General features: G+C 33.3%; 11 protein-coding genes. 2 read left to right on the forward strand and 9 right to left on the reverse strand.

What is annotated here, in order from left to right:
- The first annotated feature begins 841 nt into the window (after window positions 1-841).
- Window positions 842-2,941, forward strand: a complete 2,100-nt coding sequence (locus Q4500_RS02925; protein ID WP_303598256.1) for an Ig-like domain-containing protein — start codon at window positions 842-844, stop codon at window positions 2,939-2,941.
- 112 nt (window positions 2,942-3,053) lie between these two features.
- Here the strand turns inward: Q4500_RS02925 and Q4500_RS02930 are convergent, their stop codons facing one another.
- Complete coding sequence (locus Q4500_RS02930) at window positions 3,054-3,806, reverse strand: WecB/TagA/CpsF family glycosyltransferase (RefSeq protein ID WP_303598257.1); 753 nt, start codon at window positions 3,804-3,806, stop codon at window positions 3,054-3,056.
- Between the two features lie 429 nt (window positions 3,807-4,235).
- Here Q4500_RS02930 and Q4500_RS02935 point away from each other — a divergent pair, with 429 nt between their 5' ends.
- Complete coding sequence (locus Q4500_RS02935) at window positions 4,236-5,690, forward strand: right-handed parallel beta-helix repeat-containing protein (protein ID WP_303598258.1); 1,455 nt, start codon at window positions 4,236-4,238, stop codon at window positions 5,688-5,690.
- Between the two features lie 38 nt (window positions 5,691-5,728).
- Here the strand turns inward: Q4500_RS02935 and Q4500_RS02940 are convergent, their stop codons facing one another.
- From Q4500_RS02940 to Q4500_RS02975, 8 genes are all read right to left on the reverse strand, one after another.
- A complete protein-coding gene (locus Q4500_RS02940) occupies window positions 5,729-6,670 on the reverse strand; it encodes a nucleotide-diphospho-sugar transferase (RefSeq protein ID WP_303598259.1) in 942 nt (313 codons plus the stop codon).
- On the reverse strand, window positions 6,667-7,551 hold the full coding sequence (locus Q4500_RS02945) for a glycosyltransferase family 2 protein (RefSeq protein WP_303598260.1): 885 nt from the start codon (window positions 7,549-7,551) through the stop codon (window positions 6,667-6,669). Before Q4500_RS02945 ends, Q4500_RS02940 begins: the two co-directional genes overlap by 4 nt.
- A 23-nt stretch (window positions 7,552-7,574) precedes the next feature.
- On the reverse strand, window positions 7,575-8,942 hold the full coding sequence (locus Q4500_RS02950) for a lipopolysaccharide biosynthesis protein (protein ID WP_303598261.1): 1,368 nt from the start codon (window positions 8,940-8,942) through the stop codon (window positions 7,575-7,577).
- 6 nt (window positions 8,943-8,948) lie between these two features.
- Window positions 8,949-9,884, reverse strand: coding sequence for a hypothetical protein (locus Q4500_RS02955; protein ID WP_303598262.1), 936 nt, complete (start codon window positions 9,882-9,884; stop codon window positions 8,949-8,951).
- Between the two features lie 365 nt (window positions 9,885-10,249).
- Window positions 10,250-12,568, reverse strand: a complete 2,319-nt coding sequence (locus tag Q4500_RS02960) for a polysaccharide biosynthesis tyrosine autokinase (protein ID WP_303598263.1) — start codon at window positions 12,566-12,568, stop codon at window positions 10,250-10,252.
- Between the two features lie 109 nt (window positions 12,569-12,677).
- Window positions 12,678-13,469: a polysaccharide biosynthesis/export family protein gene (locus tag Q4500_RS02965; RefSeq protein WP_303598264.1), complete on the reverse strand. Its 792-nt coding sequence runs from the start codon at window positions 13,467-13,469 to the stop codon at window positions 12,678-12,680.
- A gap of 203 nt (window positions 13,470-13,672) precedes the next feature.
- Window positions 13,673-14,365, reverse strand: coding sequence for a 4'-phosphopantetheinyl transferase superfamily protein (locus tag Q4500_RS02970; protein WP_303598265.1), 693 nt, complete (start codon window positions 14,363-14,365; stop codon window positions 13,673-13,675).
- A 49-nt stretch (window positions 14,366-14,414) separates the two neighbouring features.
- The gene (locus Q4500_RS02975; RefSeq protein ID WP_303598266.1) at window positions 14,415-21,803 is read right to left on the reverse strand and encodes a non-ribosomal peptide synthetase/type I polyketide synthase; all 7,389 of its coding nucleotides are present in this window, start codon (window positions 21,801-21,803) and stop codon (window positions 14,415-14,417) included.
- Between the last annotated feature and the right edge of the window lie 293 nt (window positions 21,804-22,096).

A 22,096-nucleotide genomic window follows, 5' to 3' on the forward strand; every position in this document is an offset into this window, starting at 1 on the left:
GTTTTTCATCGTGACAGTTTGAATTTAAAGTTAGTAAATTCGAATTATGAACTGTCCTATTTTTAGGGAAGCCTACATTAAGATTAATACTATTCAAGAAAACAGAATTTTTCCAATAACCGTAATTTAATATAAGTTCTTTGAAATATCCTATATTTATTTAATAAAAACTACGTAATAATTTTAGAAATAAAATATATAAACAATGATCTCCATTTTTTTAAATGGAGTTGCATCTTTCCTATTCAGTATTACCAATTCTATTATAAAAATTTAATTAAGAGAAATTCTTAATTGTACTTACTATTTACTTCCTAAAAAAGACAAATTCTAATCTTACCCAAGTCTGTATTTCTACATTCTTAATAAATCCTTTAATCAAAATATTGTTAATTAAGTTTTTTGTGAAAACCAACGTAATTAAACCATTAATTACATTTTATTCAAGTTTTACTCAAAAAAGTTGAACAAAAAATAGATTAAAAAATTATCAAGTGTATTTCAACGATTATTTGAATATTTCATCGATTATTTTATTTATTTAAATATTTTTGTAAAGAAATATTTAAATATTTCTTTACAAAAAAAAGTAAAATTTTACTTATCCTTAATGAGGTTTTCACAACATTTTAAAAAACAATAGTCTAATAATCAAGGTCTTGGACAACCAAAACCTTAATTGTATACGTATATCAAAAAAATAAAGAAAACACAGTTAATAATTAACAGAATAAATATTTAAATAATTACAACCCCAAAAGTAATTGCTTAAGTACCATCCCAAAATTACATCAACAATATGAACCTATTTATGCAACGTTTAGTTTTCAAGAAGATAAATATGCTTTTTTTATTAGTAATATTTTCACTTCACTTTTCTTGTAGTAAGGATACAGATATTCTCTCAGAATATGTCACTAACATTGATGAAAACAATAATCAATATGCAGTAGATGATGCTTTTATAATTAACGGGTATGACCCTATAGTTTTAGATGTATTAGCCAATGACACATTTGTAGAAGGGCAAAATGTGAAAATTATTCAAACTTCTAACCCAGAAAATGGAGCTATAGAGATCAGTGAAAATCAAAAAATTATATATACTCCTGCAGATACTTCTGAAAATGAAGATGAATCCAGCACTGCGGAAACGCCAAATGAAGATTCTTCGAATGAATCAGAAGAAGAATCAGAAACAGCAACTGAAACAACCGAAACGCCTGAAACCTCAGAATCATCATCCGACGATTCTGAGACCGAAAATCAAAACAATCATGAAACAGACACCTTTGATTATGTCATTGAAGTAGAAGAGGAAGATGGTTCTACTACAATTGAAGAAGGCACTGTAACAATAGAACCCGAAGGAAACGAGGAAACTGATAATACTAGTGGTACCGACGACATAAGTAGTACGAATTTTGTAATCCCAAGCAATTTTGATTGGAGTAATATTCCTGCAAATATGAGTAATGCTTCATGGGAGATTTTTGACCGTTTTGAGTTTAGTGGTCAAGAAATAATATTACCAGAAAATATTACCTTAGTATTTAAAGGTGGCACCTTAGTTAATGGAACCATATCATTCAACAATACAATAATTCAAACTGAAGACAACCAACGTATTTTTGAATCTATTAACTTAGCAGGAACCCTTGGCACAGAGTTTATTAAGCCTCAATGGTTTGGTGCTTACATGAATGGTTCGACCGATGACAGGGACTATCTTGAAGAGACCCTTAAGCAAGCAAATAATACAAATGCCAAAATTTTGATTGATGGAAAAATGTTTATTGATGTTTCGGCCACTGGTACAAAGTCAATTTTCTTGAATGATAATGATTGGATAGAGGGTACATCTGAATCAGAATTAATTATCAACAACTTACGTTCACCAGCATTTATAATAGCACTTGCCGATAATGTTACCTTTAAAAATTTAAATATGGTATGGGATCAAACCTATTCTACCTTACCGATTGATTCGCAAACAAATGCCGCCAATCAATTACAGGTAGAAAACTGGTTAATTGCCAATAAAGGAATGTCTTTTTCTGGCGCTGACCCTGCATGGTCGGGAGCAATTTCCTTTTGGGCCGTTTTTAATATTAGAGGTTCTTCGAATATATTATTAGAAGATTTGTCATTAAGAGTTCCTGATGGGGCAAATGCACAACAATTCTGTCCTTACTTTATGAAATTAACAACAGAATATAATGAAGGTAGTACCGTAACTAACGAAAGTACTGATCCAAAAACCCAAACCTCAAACGTTACTTTAAGGAGATTGACCTTGGATGGCACAATTATGGGCATACAAGGTAATGTATCTAATTTTAATGTTGAGACAGTAAGATCACATAGATATACCGATATTCAAAATGCTGCTGGCGGTGACATTGGCGGAAATGGTGGTACTTGGTCTCCTCCACCACATTTATTTTACATTAATAGAGACGGTCAACCAAATGATTCAAACGAAGTATACATGTCTGATGTTATAGATTATGGAGAATATGTTGGATCCGTTAATGTTAGATCGGGTGGTGGGTATTGTAATTCCCTTAAATTGACAGATAATATCACTAACGTAAATGTAGATGGTTACGCTTCTTACAGACGGGACGGATTAGCGGATATGCAAAATATATCTAACGGTATATTTAAAAACCTGTATGCTGAAAGTGAAACAAATATTTTCCAAGCCAATCATAAATTTAACACCTTAAGGTTTGTAGGTAATTTAGATAATGTGATATTCGAAAATATGGTACTCAAAGATAATTCATTGACTTCTACGGTATATCCATTAGACAGTGCAGATGGAGTTAACGTCACATTATCTGGAGTAGAGGTTATTACTACCAGTCCCGGTTGTTTTAGATTAAGAGGGACTAACAATTCAATAGAAAATTCAAGTCTAAACCTATGTAATTAATAAATAGTAGATTAAAATTTATACTACAAAGAAAATACTTAAAATTAATACTGCATTTAGATATAACAAGGCTAAAGATTTTGCAATATCGCTTAGCCGTAAATATTTATAATCAATTAAATTTAGCCTTCACCAAATGTTTAGCAAAAACACCACCGTAATAAATATAACGTCTCCACATTCTTTTAGGTTCCTTTAAAAGACGACCAAACCACTCTAAACCTAAATCTTGCCATATCTTATTAGGTCTTTCTACTGTACCTGCATAAAAATCAAATACAGCACCTATAGAACAAATGATTTTAGCATCGAGCGCATTTTTATGTGCGTAGCTCCATTTTTCTTGTTTTGGAGCTGTCATACCTATAAATAATACATCTGGGCTAAAATTGTTCACCTCTTGTATCATTTTAGCATTATCTTCTTCTGTAAAGCTAGGCTTGTAAGGAGGCGAGTAACTACCAAATTTTACATTTGGGTATTCTTTTTTCAACCTGGTCTCTATCTTACCTAAGGTTTCGTTAGAAGCACCCAAGTAAAAACAAGAACCATTTATCTTATTTAAACGTTTTAATTGAAATTCATGAAAATCTGCCCCAGCTATTTTTTTTACCTTAACACCATTCAACCACTTTGATGCAAATACAATACCAACACCATCGGGCAAAATAACATCACTTTTCAAAAGTGCTTCTTTAAAAGTAGCATCTTCTTCTGAAATACAATATGAATATTGATTGATGGTATTCACCAACAATTTTGATTTATTAGGCAAATTATCAAGTGAAGAATTATAAATAGGGTAACCAAGACATAAAACTTCTGAATTAATATCAGTAGCAATCATATAATCATCTAAAATCATAGTAAATACATTCTCTTAAAACCAACTAACCGTTAAATCTTAACAGCTGTAATTTAGGAATAGTAATTACTCCGGGGGGTTATTAGAATTTAAAGCAAAGATATCCAATTCTAAATTATTAACAATAAAATTACGTTTATCTGCAGAAAAGGTAAGTTTATTTTCAATTTAAGAGTATTTAGTAAGTGTACTATCTTATATAAATCCATTTTTTCTAGATCTATTTTAATTATTTAACCTTCTTATAAAAATTATATCTCTTCATCTATAATATTTTTTTTTGCAAATTATCAATATTCACTCCATAAATTAACCTGTTTATATTACTAGAACAACATTCAACGGAAAAATCAGTTATTCATAGAGAGTAGACAATACAGACTAAACACTTCAATATTTATTCATGGCCCAATGATATAAATAAACGTTATGGCAAGAATCACATTTAAACCCATGTACTTCAACAATACAGTATTTACCTTACTTGTACTAACATTCCCTTTATTGCAATTAGGGTCTTGTTCGTCCGATCATGATATTCTAAGCGAATCTGTTATTACTGATACCACAACAGAAGAATCTGTTTTTATTCCAATTCTTAGAATTACTGAATTCAGCATTCAATCTATTGATAACATAGGTTTGAACACAGATATTATTGGTGTTATTGATGAAGAAAAAAATCTTATATATGTTGACATTGATACCAGTAGCATATCTACGCTTCAACTAAAACCTACCATTACCGTTGATTCGGCTACTACCGTAATACCCGATACCACTACTCCACAAGATTTTAGTGAGGAAGTCACCTATACGGTAACTACTGAAAATGGATCCGAAGAAAACTATACCGTAATACCAACAATTGTTGAGCCTGAGATTATAGAACCTGAGATCGTAGAGACTCCATGTTCAAGCAATCGTCAAGATTCAGGACCAATAGTTGTCACTGAAAATAATCAGCGCATAGAAAACCTGAATATAAAAACATCAAATCAACATGGTATAGAAATTAATGGTTTTACCGGCGTAGTAATATCTAATTGTATTATAGAATACACTGGTGCTTATATGGGTATTAAATTCTCTGAGGCAGATAACCTAACTATTGAAAACTGTTCCATAACATATACAGATGCTCCCTCTAGTGGACCTTTAGCAGATGCTACTAGAAATTGTATTGAAGGATTTGATTCTCAAAATCTAGTTATTACGTATGTAAAAGTTGAAGATGGCTCTACAGGTATTCGATTAGACCAATGTGACGAATCTGTATTGACCTATATTGAAGGTCATAATATGAGAGGTCCTTTTCCTAGAGGGCAATTAGTGCAATACGATAAATGTATTGGAGGTTTGCTAGAGAATTTTTCAGTCATAAATGACCGAGAAATTGCTTGGACCGAAGACAATATTAGTATCTACAAAAGCGCAGGCCAACAGATTAAAAAAGGTTTGATAGTCGGTAACAACAGCCCCAATGGTGTTGGTGTGATGTTTGAAGATCAAAATACCGAAGGCGCACGTGGAGGTACGGGCGGACTTGTTGAAGATGTAGATTTTTTAGAGATGGGCAACGGTGTTGCATCTTCAGTTGAAGGTTCTGGTAATGTAACTTTTAACAGATTACGTGCTAAGCAAATTATATGTGGAGAATTAGGACAAAACAGAGGGCTACCAGCATCTAATTCATTAATATTTGCAGCTTTTGATACTTCTGGCGGCAATAAAATTATTGACTGCCTTGTTTATGAGTCATGCAACCCTACCAATATTATTTGGCCAGAATATAGTTTTGAAGTTGTAGACTATAGGGACGATATCGATTTTGAACCAAGAGACCCTATTGTACTTGATTTTCCTTGTAGTGCCGCTAATTGATGACAGCTATTGATTATAGTTAAACTTGCTTGCTAAAATTATCCACGAGTTGAATACCCTGGAATTCTTAAGAATCCTAATATTTTTCTACGTACAACGGTGGTTTTAAAGAAACAATTAAAATACCTACTATCTGCCTTTGTATCTCTAATAATAAAATTAGGATGGGACAGCGGAAAGTTTATCTCATGCGCTTCATTTTTCTGCCTTTCATCATTAGCACTTAACGTATGTGTAGCATCTTCCCCAAAACCAAGATTTTTAATCATATTTTGATTCGGAATAATTGACAATCCTGAATTGACTAGTTTGGTATAATCCCACTGATAATCCCACCAAGTGACTTCTTTGGCTTTGATTGTTTTTTCTATCTTGCTAAGTCGGTATTTTTTCTCAATAAAATTTGAAAAGTACTTATCGAAATATCCTTTCTTTTTTAACTCCGGATAGGTGGACACTTCATAATCATAATGCTTCCAAGCTCTTCTCCAACTAGCCCAACCCCACTCGTGACTAAAATAAGAGAAATAATATGAATAATCTGAATCAGGCACATATCCATTCTGAAAATTAGAACCTCCAATATGCATAATCTGATTATTATCTCGATACTTTTCTAACAATTCTGAACAGAATTTAAAAAAGCTTTCTGATGGCAAACAATCATCTTCTAGAATAATACCTTCTTCTTCATTTTCAAAGAACCAATCAATTGCTTCTTTTGGTCCTAAACCACAACCGATGTTTTCATCTCTAAAAAGTGTTTTAACCTCGCAGTCCCAATCCACTAAATCTATGATAGCTCTAGTTTCTTTACAACGTTGATCGTCTTTACCATTATTTCGTGGTCCATCTGCCGCAACATAAAGTTTTTTAGGTTGCGCCTTTCGTATCATTTCAAAAACCTTTTTTGTTTGTTCAGGCCTATTAAAAATGATAAAAAGTACCGGTGCTTGTGGTGTGGTTATGGTTGTTCTCATTTTAAGTAGTCTTCATTTTTAAATAATTGCCAAATAATAGGGAACAAGGTTTTACCCCACAAAAATAAGAAGGCTTGGGGCAGGTGTAATGGAAAATGTGTTTTAACAAATTGTAAATATTCTTTATATGATAACCCCGTAGGACTATACAAATACGCTATTCTTTCTTTTAAATTACTGTCTTGAGGCAGCCAATTAACCCCGTGGTCATTTGTGCAATAGCCACAATAGGCACTTGATATATAACTGTTAATACCATTTTTCAAAGCTTTCAAGGTATAATCAAAATCTGCAATACCATGCGTATAGCTTTCTGTTAGAGATCCAATTTCTTTGTACACTTCTTTTGGCACCAACATGATGTTAGCATTACCTAACTCACACTTCTGAGGAAACTCATTATTAGGTATTAACATTTTACTTTTAAAAGTCAGTCTGTTTAATAGCTGATGTCCGCCATAAGATATCTTCTTTGTATCTGGGTCCATAGTAGGGCCCACGATGATGCTTTTAGGCTCATTAACTGATTTTAAATCACTGAACAATCTAGTAATGGTATCTTCAAAAACAATGGTATCATCATTTAATAGCAGATAGTAATCTGTATTATTTTCATGCTCATTCGCATATTTCCAGGCAGCTCGCATACCACCGGCCCAAAATAGACTCCCGGATCCTTGTATAATCTGAAGGTTATCAAACTTACCCTGCAAATACTCGGTCGTACCATCGGTACTACCATCATCTACCAAGAATATATTCAAATCGAAACCATCATCTAAAGTACATTTAGACAACGCTTGCAAACAGCTATACGTTTTTGCCTTACGATTGTGACACGTAAGCAAAACAGTAATTAATTTCTTTTCTTTAGTTGACATCATCATTAATTTAATTCAACTTACTAAGCTGGTAACTTTCGATTTTTTCTCATTTCAATATACACCTGATAGGGCGCTACTATTAATCCGTTGACATTCGTTATTACAATTGCCATACATATTCCAAAAATACCATACTCTAATTCTACCGAGAAATAATAGGCTATCGGTACAAAAAATATGATTACAAAAATGGAAATATAAAATTGCAGATTCACCTTGCCCATACCATTAAGAACACTAATGAATATTTCTGAAAAGCAATTAGAAAGTACAATTAACAACACACCCAATGACGTTATAAACGGTATGGTTATGATATCACCGATCCATAAATTATAAATGGTAGGTGCAATCATTAATACGATAATACTACCTATAGCAATAACACCCCAAATGAGTAACAACTTCTTAATTAACTTCTTTATCCAAGTATAATCATTATTTACCTGGGCATTGGTAACCGAACTCCATACGGGACTCAATATGATACCAAAAACCAAAGAAGCCACACTAAAAAGCTTAAAAGCGATATTAAACTCCGTAACCTTTTCTGGTGTAAAATATTTACTGATTAAAAAGTTACTTGTTTGAAACTGTACCATATAGGCAATATTCAAAAAGAAAAACTTAATCCCCAAAGAGAAAATAGATCCTAAGGTATCTAGTGTAGGTTTTTCTATTTTTTGTATTAAATCTCGTCTTTGTACAATAAAGAAATATGCTGTAAACAAGAATATAGAAAGCACATTACTACCCATAACCACAAAACCCAAATTAAATAATGAAGGTTCTGAAAATTCTCTCAAATACAATATACCTATGAGCCCAAGTGCATTACCAACCAAAATTGTTCTCGCAATCATTGCCGGTTTTTGTAATGCGTACTGTATGGGATTATAAATTTGAAATATAAACTGTAAGCTAAAAAAGGAAATCAGTAAAAATACAAGCTGCTGCAACTCTGTTCTGTACGAAGCATCAACACCCAAAAATTCATCCCATTTTATTTGATCGGTAAATATGACATTAAGGATAAAGATGAGGGCTGAAATAAGTATTAAAACAGCTGCTGTAGTATGTATTAATTTACGTTGTTCTTTAATATCATCTAAGGCGACCGCCTCAGAAAACTTGTTTCGTAATCCATTTCCAAAACCTATATCTAAAAGTGTAAACCAGGTTAATACAGAGCTTAATGTTAACCAAATACCATATCGTTCAGCATTTACAAAATTAATCACCAATGGCACAAACAAGAAATTTATGGCCGTACCCAAGCCTCTTAATATCAAAGAAGAAAACACATTCTTAACCAACAAATTAGTTCTTGAATTTCCTTCGAAATAAGATTTAATAAATACCCTGACTGTATTGTATGCTTTTATCATTATAGATTATTGGGTATTTGCTACTTTTAAATATTTAGTTCTATAAGCATAAGATAATGCCGAGAAATCTTGATTCTTAAATGTTGGTAAAAATATAAATATCACGCAAATAGGCAACATTAAAATAGGTTCTCCAAAACTCAGAATTAAAAGAATAAGTATTGCATAGAATACGTATTCCATTTTACGGAGATATACCTTGCATACTTTACCAAAACGATATAATAACACAAAGAGCCCTACGACACCGAATTTGGTAATAAAATCCATTATACCATTAGATATATTGATATTGTATTCATTTATATAATACTCATCATATTGGTTACTCACCCCTAAAAACAATTTCCAATCAAATTGCTCATAAAGAAAAATTACACTAGCAAATCTATTCAAAGGAATTTGTCTTTGCACATCATCATAATAAGTAGATAATTGCTCAATTCTTTTAAGATCCCTTATATCTTGCTCATAAATTTCAACTATTTTTTCCCCTAAAAACGGCACATTAGGTATCGCTAATGCAAAAATTATAGCAAAGGCAATAATGGTTACTTTACTACCCTTATTTAAAACACGATATCTCAAGAAAAATAATAGAAATACACCCAAATAGGCAGTAGTGGATACCGTTGTTAAAATAGCAAGCGTAATAATAAATGCTTCTTTATTCAACTTAAAGTCATTCATTAAAAAATTGAATAACAGCGCTAAAGTCAAGAACGAACCAAAAGCCCCAGGTTCCCAACAAAAACCAGAATTTCTATAATAATGAATAGTATCATAGGTATATATTAAAAAGTTGGTGTACCTAAGTGAATTATCATTTACCGTGAGGCTTTCGAACGTATTACCTATCGCTTTAACAATAGCCCCGTTTTGATAAAATTGAATGATATAAAATAGAATAGATACCAAGGCCAAGTGTGAAATTACTTTCACTAAATAGTAAAGTGTCTTCTCTTTTAAAATCAAACAAAATAAGTAGGATGTAAAAACGAACTTGAAAAAGTAAAATACATCACTCTTAAAATAATCGCTGGGTAACTGGTTTAATTTGAACCGAAATAAAATGTAGGCAAAATAAACTCCAGCACTTATTAAAAAAAACTGCACATCTTTTTTCTTCACCCTTTTAAAATAAAAGGCAACAAATATCATACATACTTCAAAACCAAACCAAGCTAAATTAGATTGAACTAAAAAATTGGCTTTAGAAGCAAATAGTAAAAAAAACAAAGTAATAATATAATATATATTCATTCTCTTTTTACCTTGTACTAGTATTTTTCGGTGAAATAATCAACCTACTTATTAGAAGTTACATCGTTTAAAACCACCATTGGGTTTTTAAATTTTTTGTTCACCTTAATATCTTCTATTATTGCTAAATCTTCTAGATTAGAGTGGTTTTCCCTAACCATATAAATACAACAGTCTGTAAATCTCGAAAGTGCAAAAGTATCTGCCAATTTACCTATAGGCGCTGAATCAATTAATATATAATCGAATTCTTGTTTTAAATTATTCATCAATACTTCCATTCTATTCGAATTGAAAGATTCTAGACCGTCAATATTTTCAGACCCTAAACCAATTGCAAAAAGATTTGGATTATTACTTACTGGAATTAAAAGATCATGAACCGTTATAGTATTATGACTTTGGTTTAAATAATTAGAAATACCATATTCTTTTTTGGTTTCTCCTAAAGCTTCAATCAATTCAGGATTGTGTTTGTCTAATTCAAGTATTAGCACCTTATTACTAGATGAAGCCAAGGCGACACCCATATTTGAAGAGAAAAAGGTTTTTCCTTCGCCTTTAATAGCTGAAGTCACTAAAACCGTTTGTACTTTCTTTTTAGAGAGCATAAAATCTAGATTCATTCGCATCATTCTAAAACTCTGCGCCAAAAGACTTTTTTCTTCTCCTTTTTCTATTAAATTGTTTTTAGACTTGTTATGCACTATCTCACCAATTACGGGTACACTTATTCTGTCCTCAACATTTTTCTTATTCTTTACTTTAGTGCTTAAACCTTCTTTTAAGTGTATAAAACCAATTGGTACCATAAGACCCATTAAAAAGGAAACTAAAAGAAATAATTTTTTACTAGGCGAACCAGATTCAAAATCGGTTATAGCCCTATCGATGATTGTGAAATTATCATTTCTAACACCAACCATTAAAGCTGCTTCTTCTCTTTTTTGTAATAGATATAGAAACAAATTCTCTTTAATACCCTGCTCTCTACTAATCTCAAGTAATTGTCTTTGCATGGTTGGAATTCTCTGCTTCTTCTCTGCAAACTGATCAGATCTACCCTTAATACTATTAATTGTAGTTCTTAAACTTTGCTTAGATGTTGAAAGGCTACCCAATATATTTCTCCTAAGCTGTTCTAATTGATCTCTAATATCAATCATTCTAGGATTGTTCTCAGGTACAGTTCGCTGCAAACTTTTCTTATCTATCTGCAACTTATTATAACTATCAATTAAATAAATTAAGTTTGGACTAGTGACACTCAACGAATTTATGGTAGATTCATTATCTCCCCTTTTTAAATTGCGCTCAATAGCACTTAGCACCTTTAATTCGATTTCCGAATCCGCTAATTTTCTGCCATAATCTATTTCTTGTTCCGCAAAAGAATTTGCATCAAACTCTACACTAGCCAATTCATTATCCGTTTTAAACTGTGCAACGTTCATTTCTACCTCACTAAGCTCTGTAGAAAGTGTATTTAAGCGATCATCTATAAACTTAACGTTACTTAAAGCCAAGGCATTTGTAGCTAGAAATGACTTTAATCCATAAAGTTCGACTAGATTATTGATAATATCTTCGCCCTTTTCAGGTATTTGTTCCTTTAATGAAATATTGATTACCGAAGCGTCTTTATTTATTACATGAACACTTAATGCTTTCTTTACATAATTATGCGCCATCTCATCAATATCTCTAAAATCTACGATGAACTCGGTATTTTTAGATGTACTTTCTTCATTGGATATAATTCTAAAAACACCGTATGGTTTTTCAATTTTATAATCAACATTGTATTTATTATAACCATAATCAGAACTGACCGTACTTGCTCCTTCTGATGAATCTTCGAATTCTTCTGCTATACTAAAGCTATCATCACCTTCAAATTTAATAGTCAAGGTTGTTTCATAAGCAGATGGGTATAATGTATCTATTACCATTTTAAAAGGTAATGCCGACCCATAAATTTCTTTCTTTGGAAAAGCATCTGGAGCCGTAATCTTAGCTTGTAACGACAACGTATCTAACACCGAACGCATTAAATTTACAGAAGTAAGCACTTCAATAGCATTGTTAACCCTTTCTGAGTTACTAAAAGGATTATTATAAACTAAATTATTACCAGAAGCATCTATATTCGACGTTTCATTCTTTAGTAATAATTTACTCGATACATTATAAGATGTACTTATAAATTGCAAGGCAGCCACAGCTAAACCCAAAAACACTAACAAAGAAATCATGAAAAATTTCCATGATTTAAGGTATTTATTCAACAGTCCCTTCAAATCAAAATTCTCTACATTTTGTTTGGAAGACATTTGTGAATCAAAATATTCCTTTTCGGTCATTATATTTAAATTTAAATGGGAAATAATAATCGGTAAATAAAACCAGTGTTGTTATTTTATAAACACTAAGCCCTGTACTAACCGTTTATTTATAATATTCTTTTGAGATTTACTTAAAAGTAGAAATTGAGATTACCGCTAATGATAACGAACCTAATATTACTGAAAACCATTGCGCAGCATTAGATGTATTTCTAACCTTTCTATCATTAGGTTGTACATAAACGATATCATTAGGTCTCAAATAGTAATTTGGAGATGTGAATAATTCATCTGATGTCAAATCAATTCTTTTAGTACTCTTAACTCCATCTTCTTCACTGATTAGCAAAACATTATTACGCTGTGCGTAAATGGTCATATCACCTGCCATACCTAACGCTTCTAGTAAAGTTACTTTCTCATTAGGAATGGTAAATACCGCAGGCTGATTTACTTCACCTAAAACAGAAACCTTAAAGTTCATGAATCGAATATCTACAATCGGCTCCATTAATAACTTTTTCGCAATCAATTCTTCTCTAATATATTCTCTTAGCTCTTTTTTGGTCAACCCAGAAACTTCTATTTTACCTAAAACAGGGAAACGTATGTAACCATCTTGATCAATTAAATATCCTATAGATTGCGCACCACCAGCGTTATTGGCTAGATTGAACATCTCTGTTACCTCTGCATTTAAACTAGTAATGTTTATGCTTAACAAATCGTTCTTCTGTAATATTGGTTCTAATGGTTCAAAATAAGTAGCAAACGAATTGTCACCTACTTCATTAAAGTAAGAAGACTTTTTTGCACTACCACAAGATGAAATTTGTAATGCAACTAGTAGTAGTAAAGAAAATCTAAACAATGAATTTCTTATGTTCTTAAAATTAAATGGGGAAATATCAGCTTTCATAAATAGTAAAGTTTGTAGCTTATAGTTATTGTACATGATAAGGCTCAAAATTAAATCAAACAAAAATTGATTGCTTATAAATTCCGACGTCATCGTTTATATAATCGTCGTAATTAAGAAATTCATCTATATCACAATTGCCACCTAAGCAGATGAGATATAAACGAAAGCACTTTAACGGCCACACAAGGCATACACCGCTATTAGCAAAAAGATTTAAAATTATTACATGACCCAAAATCTGTAATTAATTCCGTATTGAGACTTGTTAACGTCATTACGTTATCGGATATTATATTTTGGGTAGCTACATTGCATATATACTGGGGATTGAGATGTATTTCCTTCAAATAATAACATTGATCTGCAATTGTTGCCTGTTGGCTATTTATTTCAAATGAATTCAAAGGTATATGCAAACCAGAACCATTTGCCTTTACAATCGCTTCTTTTTGGGTCCAATGATTGTAGAAGCTTTTTAGTGTATTTGAAGAATTATGCATTCTACCGATTTCATTCTCAGAAAACTGCTCTCTAAAATCTTCTATATTTAAATCACTTATTTTCTCCACATCTATGCCAATAGTTCCTGTAGAAGAAATTGCACACACGATGAGCTCTTTAGAGTGCGATATATTGAAGTGTATAGATGAATTTTCAAAGAAAGGTTTTTTATCCTTGGAAAAATTCATCTTAAGATTTTCGATATCCTGTTTATAAAAATGCTTTAGACCATAACCTAATAACAACCTACCAAGAACCGTCGATTTAGCATCTTGCCAACGTTTATATTTAGATACTTTTTTATTAAAATCTTCCGAGAAGTTATGGTGCGCATTTGCAAAAAACTCATCGTTATTTTCACTGGTTAAATACGTAAATAATACGTGTATCATTTAAATTGATATATTCTCTATTCTATACTTAAGTACACATGAACATTAATTAAATATCAATTTTCATATAGCCACTTTCTTGACTCGCATCTGCTACATACCATGCCGGCTGACCCTTTTCATCTCTACCCAAACGTGCTCCAGGTACTGGAGGCGTATTTAATTTATCAAAAGATGATTGTGAGCTAGCAACATGATTACCGTTTAAACCTTCTTTAGAAAGGATTCCTACAGCCACCAACTCATCTATTGAAGACAACAATGTTTTCATCAAGAAATCAACATCATCACTAGTATACGCAGTGGTCAAGAAACAAGGGAAGCCGTCCCAAATATGAATTCCTTTTTCACGCATACTAACGAATAGTAATTCTGAATACGGAATATCTTTCTTGAACTTCAATCTCCATAACGATCCAAAATAAGTGATTTCTATGGGGAGTCCGTCTTTTGCAAAAGTAGCATTTAGGCTTTTTGCCATGCGCTCTGTCATAGCAGATACATTCGCTTGTAGACTTGGACCTTGTTCTTTCATATGAAGTAAGGCTGCCTTTGATGAAGCTAAAGCCAAAGGATGACGAACAAAAGTACCTGCAAAATAGGTCACCCCTACTTCAGGATAAGAATCATCTCCATATTGCCAAAATCCGCCATCAAGCGCATCCATATATTCTTTTTTACCTACAATGGCACCAATGGAAACTCCGCCGCCCATAACTTTACCATAGGTAGCTAAATCTGCCTTGACATCGAATAATGCCTGAGCACCACCCGGATGCATTCTAAAGCCGGTTATCACCTCATCGAAAATAAAAGCAATCTCTTCTTTAGTAGTTAGTTCTCTTACATTCTTTATAAATTCTACAGGTTGAAACTCTGGTCTACGACTTTGAACAGGTTCTATAAGTACCCCTGCAATTTCATGAGCTCTCTCCTTTATTATTTGTAAACTTTCATCCGTTCCATAATCAAGAATCAACATATTCTGAACTGCTTCTGGAAGTATACCTGCAGCAGCCGGAAACGTTTTTTTCTTTTGGGAACCTCTTACAATACCCTCATCATTAATACCATGGTAAGCACCAGTAAATGCCACAATTAGTGAACGCCCGGTAACCGTACGTGCAATTCTCATAGCTCCTAGCACCGCTTCTGACCCCGTATTACACAAAGCAGCTCTATCATGACCTGTAAATTCACATAAAAGTTCACAAACCTCACCTGCTAAAGGGTGTTGTGGTCCTACTTCATAACCCAATTCAATTTGGTCATGCATCGCTTTTTTAATGAAATCGGGTTGATAGCCAAAGAAACAAGAACCAAAACCATTTAAGGCATCTATGTATTCATTGCCATCTACATCCCATAAACGGTTACCTGCAGATTTACCAATTACTAAAGGGTACACCAACTCTTTGGTTAATGGCTTAAACCCAGATACTACTCTAGGATCTGCCATTTTAGCTCTATTATCTTGAGCATAGTTTTTACTACCAATAGTTTTGGTATTGTACTTTATAGTAAGATCCTTTAAATACTGCGATTGCTCTTGATCTAAACCTGTAGATTGCTTTTCAATTCTTGGTGATGCACCGAACGGTTTTTTATGCTCAAGCTTCTCTTTTTCTGAACGAGCATCTAAAGTAGCCGATCCATTTACCACTTTTGCCGGAACAGGCTTTGGAACAGTAACAGGTTGTGGAGCTGGAGCTAGCGCATTACCTTGTAACAACTGAAGCTGCCTACTTAATAAGTTAAGCTGCTCACCTATTAAGCCAATTGCCGTTTGGTTCGTTGCCGAAGTATTATAATTAGCAGGAATAGCTTGTTGCACGTGATTAACAGCGGTAACTGGCTGAGGAACTGCTTCTGCAACCGGTTGTGGCGCCATAAACTCTGCCGGCAAATTCTTATCTAAGTAATTAGCTAGAAGCTCAGGAGTGTTTATACCTTCATTAAGCTGTCTAAATGTAATCGGAATTTTGAATTCTTTTTTACAGGTAATCGCCATTTGTGTTAGAATTAAAGAATCTAATCCTAATTCTAGAAAGCTACTGTCTTTGTCGGCAACTTCAAGCTCAATTCCGTATGAATTTGAAATTAACTCTGAAATTTTATTTAAAATAGAGACGTTTCTCATTGGTGCGGCACTTTTTGGTTTTTCTATTATTCTAGTTATGGGCTGATCGGCATTCAAATGGGTTCTTTCTTTTGGAATAGAAACCAGAGGGTCGATCCAGCATGGTTTACGGTCAAAAACATAAGTTGGTAATCTCAGTTTTTGCCTTTCTTGGTTTGTGTATAAGGCGTTCCAATCTATGGTAAGACCAGTTAGCCATAATTGACCTAAAGCTTTTAATACCCCGTGATAAGAATTCTCATCATTTTTCGGGATAGGTAATGAAGCTAAAGATTTTATATTTTTTGCGCCCTTATTCTGGCGACTTAAAGTGGTAAGCGTATTACCCGGACCCACTTCTAACAATACAACGTCTTCTAACTTCACTATGGTATCCATAGCATCTGAAAATCGTACGGTATCTCGTAAATGGTTTGTCCAATATACAGCATCTACAGCCTCTTCATTCGTAAGCCAAGTACCTGTAACGGTAGATATTATTGGTAATTCAGGAATGTTTAAATTGATATTCTTGACCACATCACGAAATTCCTCTAAAATAGGATCCATCATAGATGAATGAAAGGCATGACTGGTAGCAATTAAACGGTATGCTAAGCTCTGCTCTTTTAAAAGCTCACTGAATTTCGTTATCTCATCATCTTCGCCAGATACTACACAAAGTTTAACGGAGTTAATAGCTGCAATTGATAATGTCTTCGGAAGAATTTTTTCTAGCGATTCTTGGTCTATTCTCACGGTAAGCATGCTCCCTTTTGGAAGTCCGCTGACCAGAATACCCCGCATTGAAACTAATTTCAAGGCATCTTCTAAACTGAAAACTCCGGCTAAATGAGCACCTACAAATTCCCCAAGGCTATGTCCGCATAATACGGTAGGCAGTATTCCCCAGCTCATCCATAATTGTGAAAGGGCATATTCTATGGTAAATAAAGCAGGTTGTGTATAACGGGTATCTCGTAACTTGTTTTCCGCATCTTCAGAATTCGCATCCTGAAAAATGATTTTCCTAATATCTACTTTTATGGTATCTAACAGTAAATCGGCACAATTATCAACAGCTTCTCTAAAAGCGCTTTCCCCATCATATAAATCTTTACCCATATTTAAATACTGGGAACCCTGACCAGGAAGTAAGAATACAATCTCACTCGGAACGTTTTTTACAACTGAAGACTGCGTAGCCTTTAGATCGTTATCAATCAAAAACTCAGAAGCGTCATTTGTATCGCTCGCTAAAATAAATCTACGATTATTGAAATTAGCTTTAGTAGTACTTAGAGAATAGGCAACATCTGCCAAATTCAATTCTGGTTTAGCATCGATTTGTTTTTTTAATACGGTTTCGAATCCCGCTAAACTTGTTTCGGTTTTTGCAGAAATAGGTAGTAGTTGCAAAGGACGTTGAAATTTGGAAGTCTTCTCCTCCATTTCATATTCCTCTAAAACCACATGAACATTGGTACCACCTACGCCAAATGAACTTACACCCGCTCTTCGTGGACCTTCAACATTCCAATCAGTCAATTTGTTGTTGACGTAAAACGGACTATTTTCAAAATCAATTACAGGATTAGGTTTATCGTAACCTAAAGAAGGCGGTATTAGTTTATGATTAAATGCTAAAATTGTTTTTATTACACCCGCAACACCTGCTGCGGCAGTCATATGCCCCATATTACTCTTTACAGAACCTAGACCACAAAAATTATTTTTTGATTGTTCTCCAAAAGCGAGATTAAGACCATCTATTTCTATAGGGTCCCCTAACGGAGTCGCCGTACCATGCGCTTCTACATAGCTAATGGTATCAGGTGAAATATTGGCGTTGTCAATGGCACTTTTAATAGCATTTGCCTGACCTTCTGCACTTGGTGCCGTAAAGCTTCCTTTACCGCCACCATCGTTATTTATACCAACACCTTTTACTACGCCGTAAATAACATCTCCGTCATTTTTGGCTTCTTCTAAATCTTTTAAAACGATTACTCCGGCTCCATCGCTAAAAACAGTTCCCTTTGCTTGAGCATCAAAAGGTCTACAATGACCATCGGTACTGAGCATAGAACCCTCTTGGTAAAGGTGTCCGCTATTTATAGGTGCGGTAATACTAGAACCACCCGCCAGTGCAACTTCACAATGACCATTACGTATAGATTCTACGGCTTCGGCGATTGCCAATAGTGATGTAGAACATGCTGAATGGACACTAACCGCCGGACCTTTTAAGTTTAATTGATACGCGGTTCTTGAAGCCACATAATCCTTCTCGTTCACCGTATCTAACTGCAGTTGCCCAATGCTTTCTACAACCTCGCTATTTGGCAGTACATTCTTTTTATAATAGGTATTTGTACCTGTACCTGCATATACTCCTACCCTACCTGTATAATGTTCTGGCAAGTGGCCAGATTCTTCAAGAGCTTCCCAAGCCAATTCTAAAAATAAACGTTGTTGGGGATCCATAGCTTCTGCCAATTTAGGCGTTAAGCCAAAGAAACGGGCATCGAACTTTTTTGCAGAAGGCACGACACCTCTTGCAGCAACATATAACGGGTCATTTCGTAAAGATGCCGGAATACTTTGATCCAATTCTTCTTTCGTGAAAAATGAAATCGTTTCTTTCCCATTTTTTAAGACATCCCAAAATTCATCAATGGTATTTACACCAGGAAACCGACCTGCCATACCAACAATAGCAACATCATTAGACTGGTTTTTATTTTTTACTTTTCGCTTACTAGAAAACAATGCTGTTTTCTTATGGCCTTTCATAAATTCTGAAAGCGCAGAAATCGTAGTATGCTGATATAATTTGGTCACCGGTATTCTTACTTGAAGCGTTTTCATGATAGCGTTAACTACCTTTTGTGCTACAATAGAAGTACCTCCCATTTCAAAGAAGTTGTCGTCTAAACCAATACCCGATACTTTTAGTTCTTTTTCCCAAATACTGGCAAGACCTTTTTCAATCTTTGTTCGTGGCTTTCTAAATATTACGTCTGAAGTTGATCTAACGTAACTTGGCTCCGGTAATTTTTCTTTATCTATTTTACCGTTTGAGTTTGTTGGAAACTCATCTACCCACATAAAAAATGTAGGTACCATAAACTCTGGTAATTTATCATTAAGCTCTTGCTTAATACTACTTATTTCAGGTTTTTTACCTTCAGCCAAAAGATAGGCGACCAACCTGGCTTCACCTTCTGCATTTGTATTAGGCAAGACTACGGTACGTTTTATACCCGAAATAGCATCAATAGAAGATTCAATTTCTCCTAATTCTACTCTGTGCCCACGAATTTTAACTTGGTGATCTATTCTACCAATATATTCTAAAGTTCCGTCAGCAAGTCTTTTTACTAAGTCACCTGAACGGTACATTTTTTCTCCATCTTCAAAAGGATTATCAATAAACTTCTGACTGGTCAGTTCTGGTCTGTTCAAATAACCCCTTGCCAAACCATGACCAGAAATACATAATTCACCAATAACACCAATAGGTTGTAATTGGTTATTGGTATTTACCACATGAGAAGACAAAGTTGATATACAGTTGCCAATATTAGAAATATTGGTTCTGATATCTTCATCGTCAATAATATTAAAAGTTGTAAATATGGTAGTTTCTGTAATACCATACCCATTTACAAATTGAATACTTGGGAATTTACGGTACCACTTTTCTAGATACTTAGGGAATAAAGCTTCTCCGCCAAAAATTACATATCGTAAATTTAAATCGACATCTTCTGTAGGTAGACTGCCCATAATGTTTAAGAAGGAAGATGGTGTTTGGTTTAAAATCGTCACCTTTTCCTTAATTACCAAGGACATAAATTCGTAAGGGTCTTTAATCACCTCTTTTGAAGGAATGATTAGTTTACCTCCAAATAATAATGCTCCATACATTTCCCAAACCGAGAAATCGAAACAATACGAATGGAACATGGTCCAAACATCAGTATCATTAAAATCATAGAATGGTTCATCGTTTACAAATAGACTAACAATATTTCTATGTTCTAATTGTACACCTTTAGGCTTACCAGTGGTACCAGAAGTGTAAATAATATATATTAAATCGTTTGGTGCTAATTCAATGTTTTTAACATCTTCAGTAGCATAATTATCAAGAGTATTCTTAAACTCTTCAATTGCCGCAGCATCAACAGTAAAATCGCAATTACTATCTTCCTTAATGTAATCGATTCGCTCAACAGGGTAATTAGGATCTACCGGCACATATACTGCCCCAGCCTTCATAATACCCATCATACTTACAATCAACCATTCGCTACGTTCTAATAGTAAACAAGCAAAATCACCTTTGCTAGCGCCATGTTTTTTAATAAGATAGTCTGCAAATTGGTTCGATAGTTTATGTAGCTCATCATATGTTAAACTAGTACTGCCATAAACTACAGCAGTATTGTTAGGAGTCTTAGCAGCCTGTTCATTTAAAAGATCAACAATAGTTTTCTCTTTTGGATAGTTTACAACAGGCTTGTTAAAATCGCTCAACAAAGTATTGCGTTCTTTTTTAGAAAGGAAATCAATATTTCCTACAGGAGTTGATGGCTGCTCAATTAAACGTGACACTAAAGTCTTAAAGTGAACCATGAACTGCTCAATCAAATCTTTATCGAAAATATTTTCATTGAAAACAACATCTAATTTGAACTGTTCATCAGCAAGGTGTAATACTACCTTGATATTTGAATTAGAATCAACAGTACCAATAAACTCAATGGCATCAGTAACACTAATATCTTTTGAAATAACAGATTGATCTTTTTGAGAATTTATAGACAGAACAAAATCTAAAATAGCATTTTCCCCGTTCTCTTTTACAAGATTGAAATCTTTAATAAATTTATCGGTAGGATATATATTCGCTTTATTTGAAGCAAGTATTTTTTTTGTTTGATTACTTAACGTATTAAAGTCTACAGTAGGAGCTATAGTATTTCTAAATAGAGATAAATTATTTTGTTTATTATCGTTATCATCAATGGTTAAACCAAAAGCGATATCTAATTGATTAGTGTATCTCTGTAGCAGAACACTTAATGCAGTAATTAAAAAAGACTCTATACTGTCTTTAGCTGTATAAGCTTTTATTTGACTAGTTACATCAGCAGAAAAATAAGTACGCAACGTTGATCCTTGACCTACGCTTTCTTTTACGGTAAGCTTTCTACTTGGCAGGTCTAATAATTTTACATCTTCTAATAAAATATTCTTCCAATATTCTGTAGTAGAATCAGTTATTAAATTCGCATTTCTAGCTTCCATTGTAAAATAATAATTAGGTATAGACTTTAGGGTTTCCTATTTACATATTGGTTAAAGAAAAAATATCAATCTTCTTCAAACAGTTTATGAATAACTTCATAATTAAATAAAAATTTTAATCTTGTCGTGTACTTAAAAGTACAACTCAATAAAAAATCTGAACAAAAAATGTAAATATTCAATGAAGTAAAACTACAGAATATCATGAACATTTCAATCTTATAAAAGATTTAAAGTGGTTGAATTACACTCAATACTTCAATATAATAAATTGATTATCAATTAATTATAGT

Origin of the sequence: Maribacter sp. 1_MG-2023, from assembly GCF_030547005.1 — a bacterium.
Classification (GTDB): domain Bacteria; phylum Bacteroidota; class Bacteroidia; order Flavobacteriales; family Flavobacteriaceae; genus Maribacter.

What these genes read in the sequence shown, in the direction of transcription:
- Q4500_RS02940 (WP_303598259.1), bottom strand. Translation starts at nt 6,670, where the DNA reads ATGAGAACAACCATAACCACACCACAAGCACCGGTACTTTTTATCATT.
- Q4500_RS02970 (WP_303598265.1), bottom strand. Translation starts at nt 14,365, where the DNA reads ATGATACACGTATTATTTACGTATTTAACCAGTGAAAATAACGATGAG.
- Q4500_RS02950 (WP_303598261.1), bottom strand. Translation starts at nt 8,942, where the DNA reads ATGATAAAAGCATACAATACAGTCAGGGTATTTATTAAATCTTATTTC.
- Q4500_RS02935 (WP_303598258.1), top strand. Translation starts at nt 4,236, where the DNA reads ATGGCAAGAATCACATTTAAACCCATGTACTTCAACAATACAGTATTT.
- Q4500_RS02925 (WP_303598256.1), top strand. Translation starts at nt 842, where the DNA reads ATGCTTTTTTTATTAGTAATATTTTCACTTCACTTTTCTTGTAGTAAG.
- Q4500_RS02960 (WP_303598263.1), bottom strand. Translation starts at nt 12,568, where the DNA reads ATGACCGAAAAGGAATATTTTGATTCACAAATGTCTTCCAAACAAAAT.
- Q4500_RS02965 (WP_303598264.1), bottom strand. Translation starts at nt 13,469, where the DNA reads ATGAAAGCTGATATTTCCCCATTTAATTTTAAGAACATAAGAAATTCA.
- Q4500_RS02930 (WP_303598257.1), bottom strand. Translation starts at nt 3,806, where the DNA reads ATGATTTTAGATGATTATATGATTGCTACTGATATTAATTCAGAAGTT.
- Q4500_RS02975 (WP_303598266.1), bottom strand. Translation starts at nt 21,803, where the DNA reads ATGGAAGCTAGAAATGCGAATTTAATAACTGATTCTACTACAGAATAT.
- Q4500_RS02945 (WP_303598260.1), bottom strand. Translation starts at nt 7,551, where the DNA reads ATGTCAACTAAAGAAAAGAAATTAATTACTGTTTTGCTTACGTGTCAC.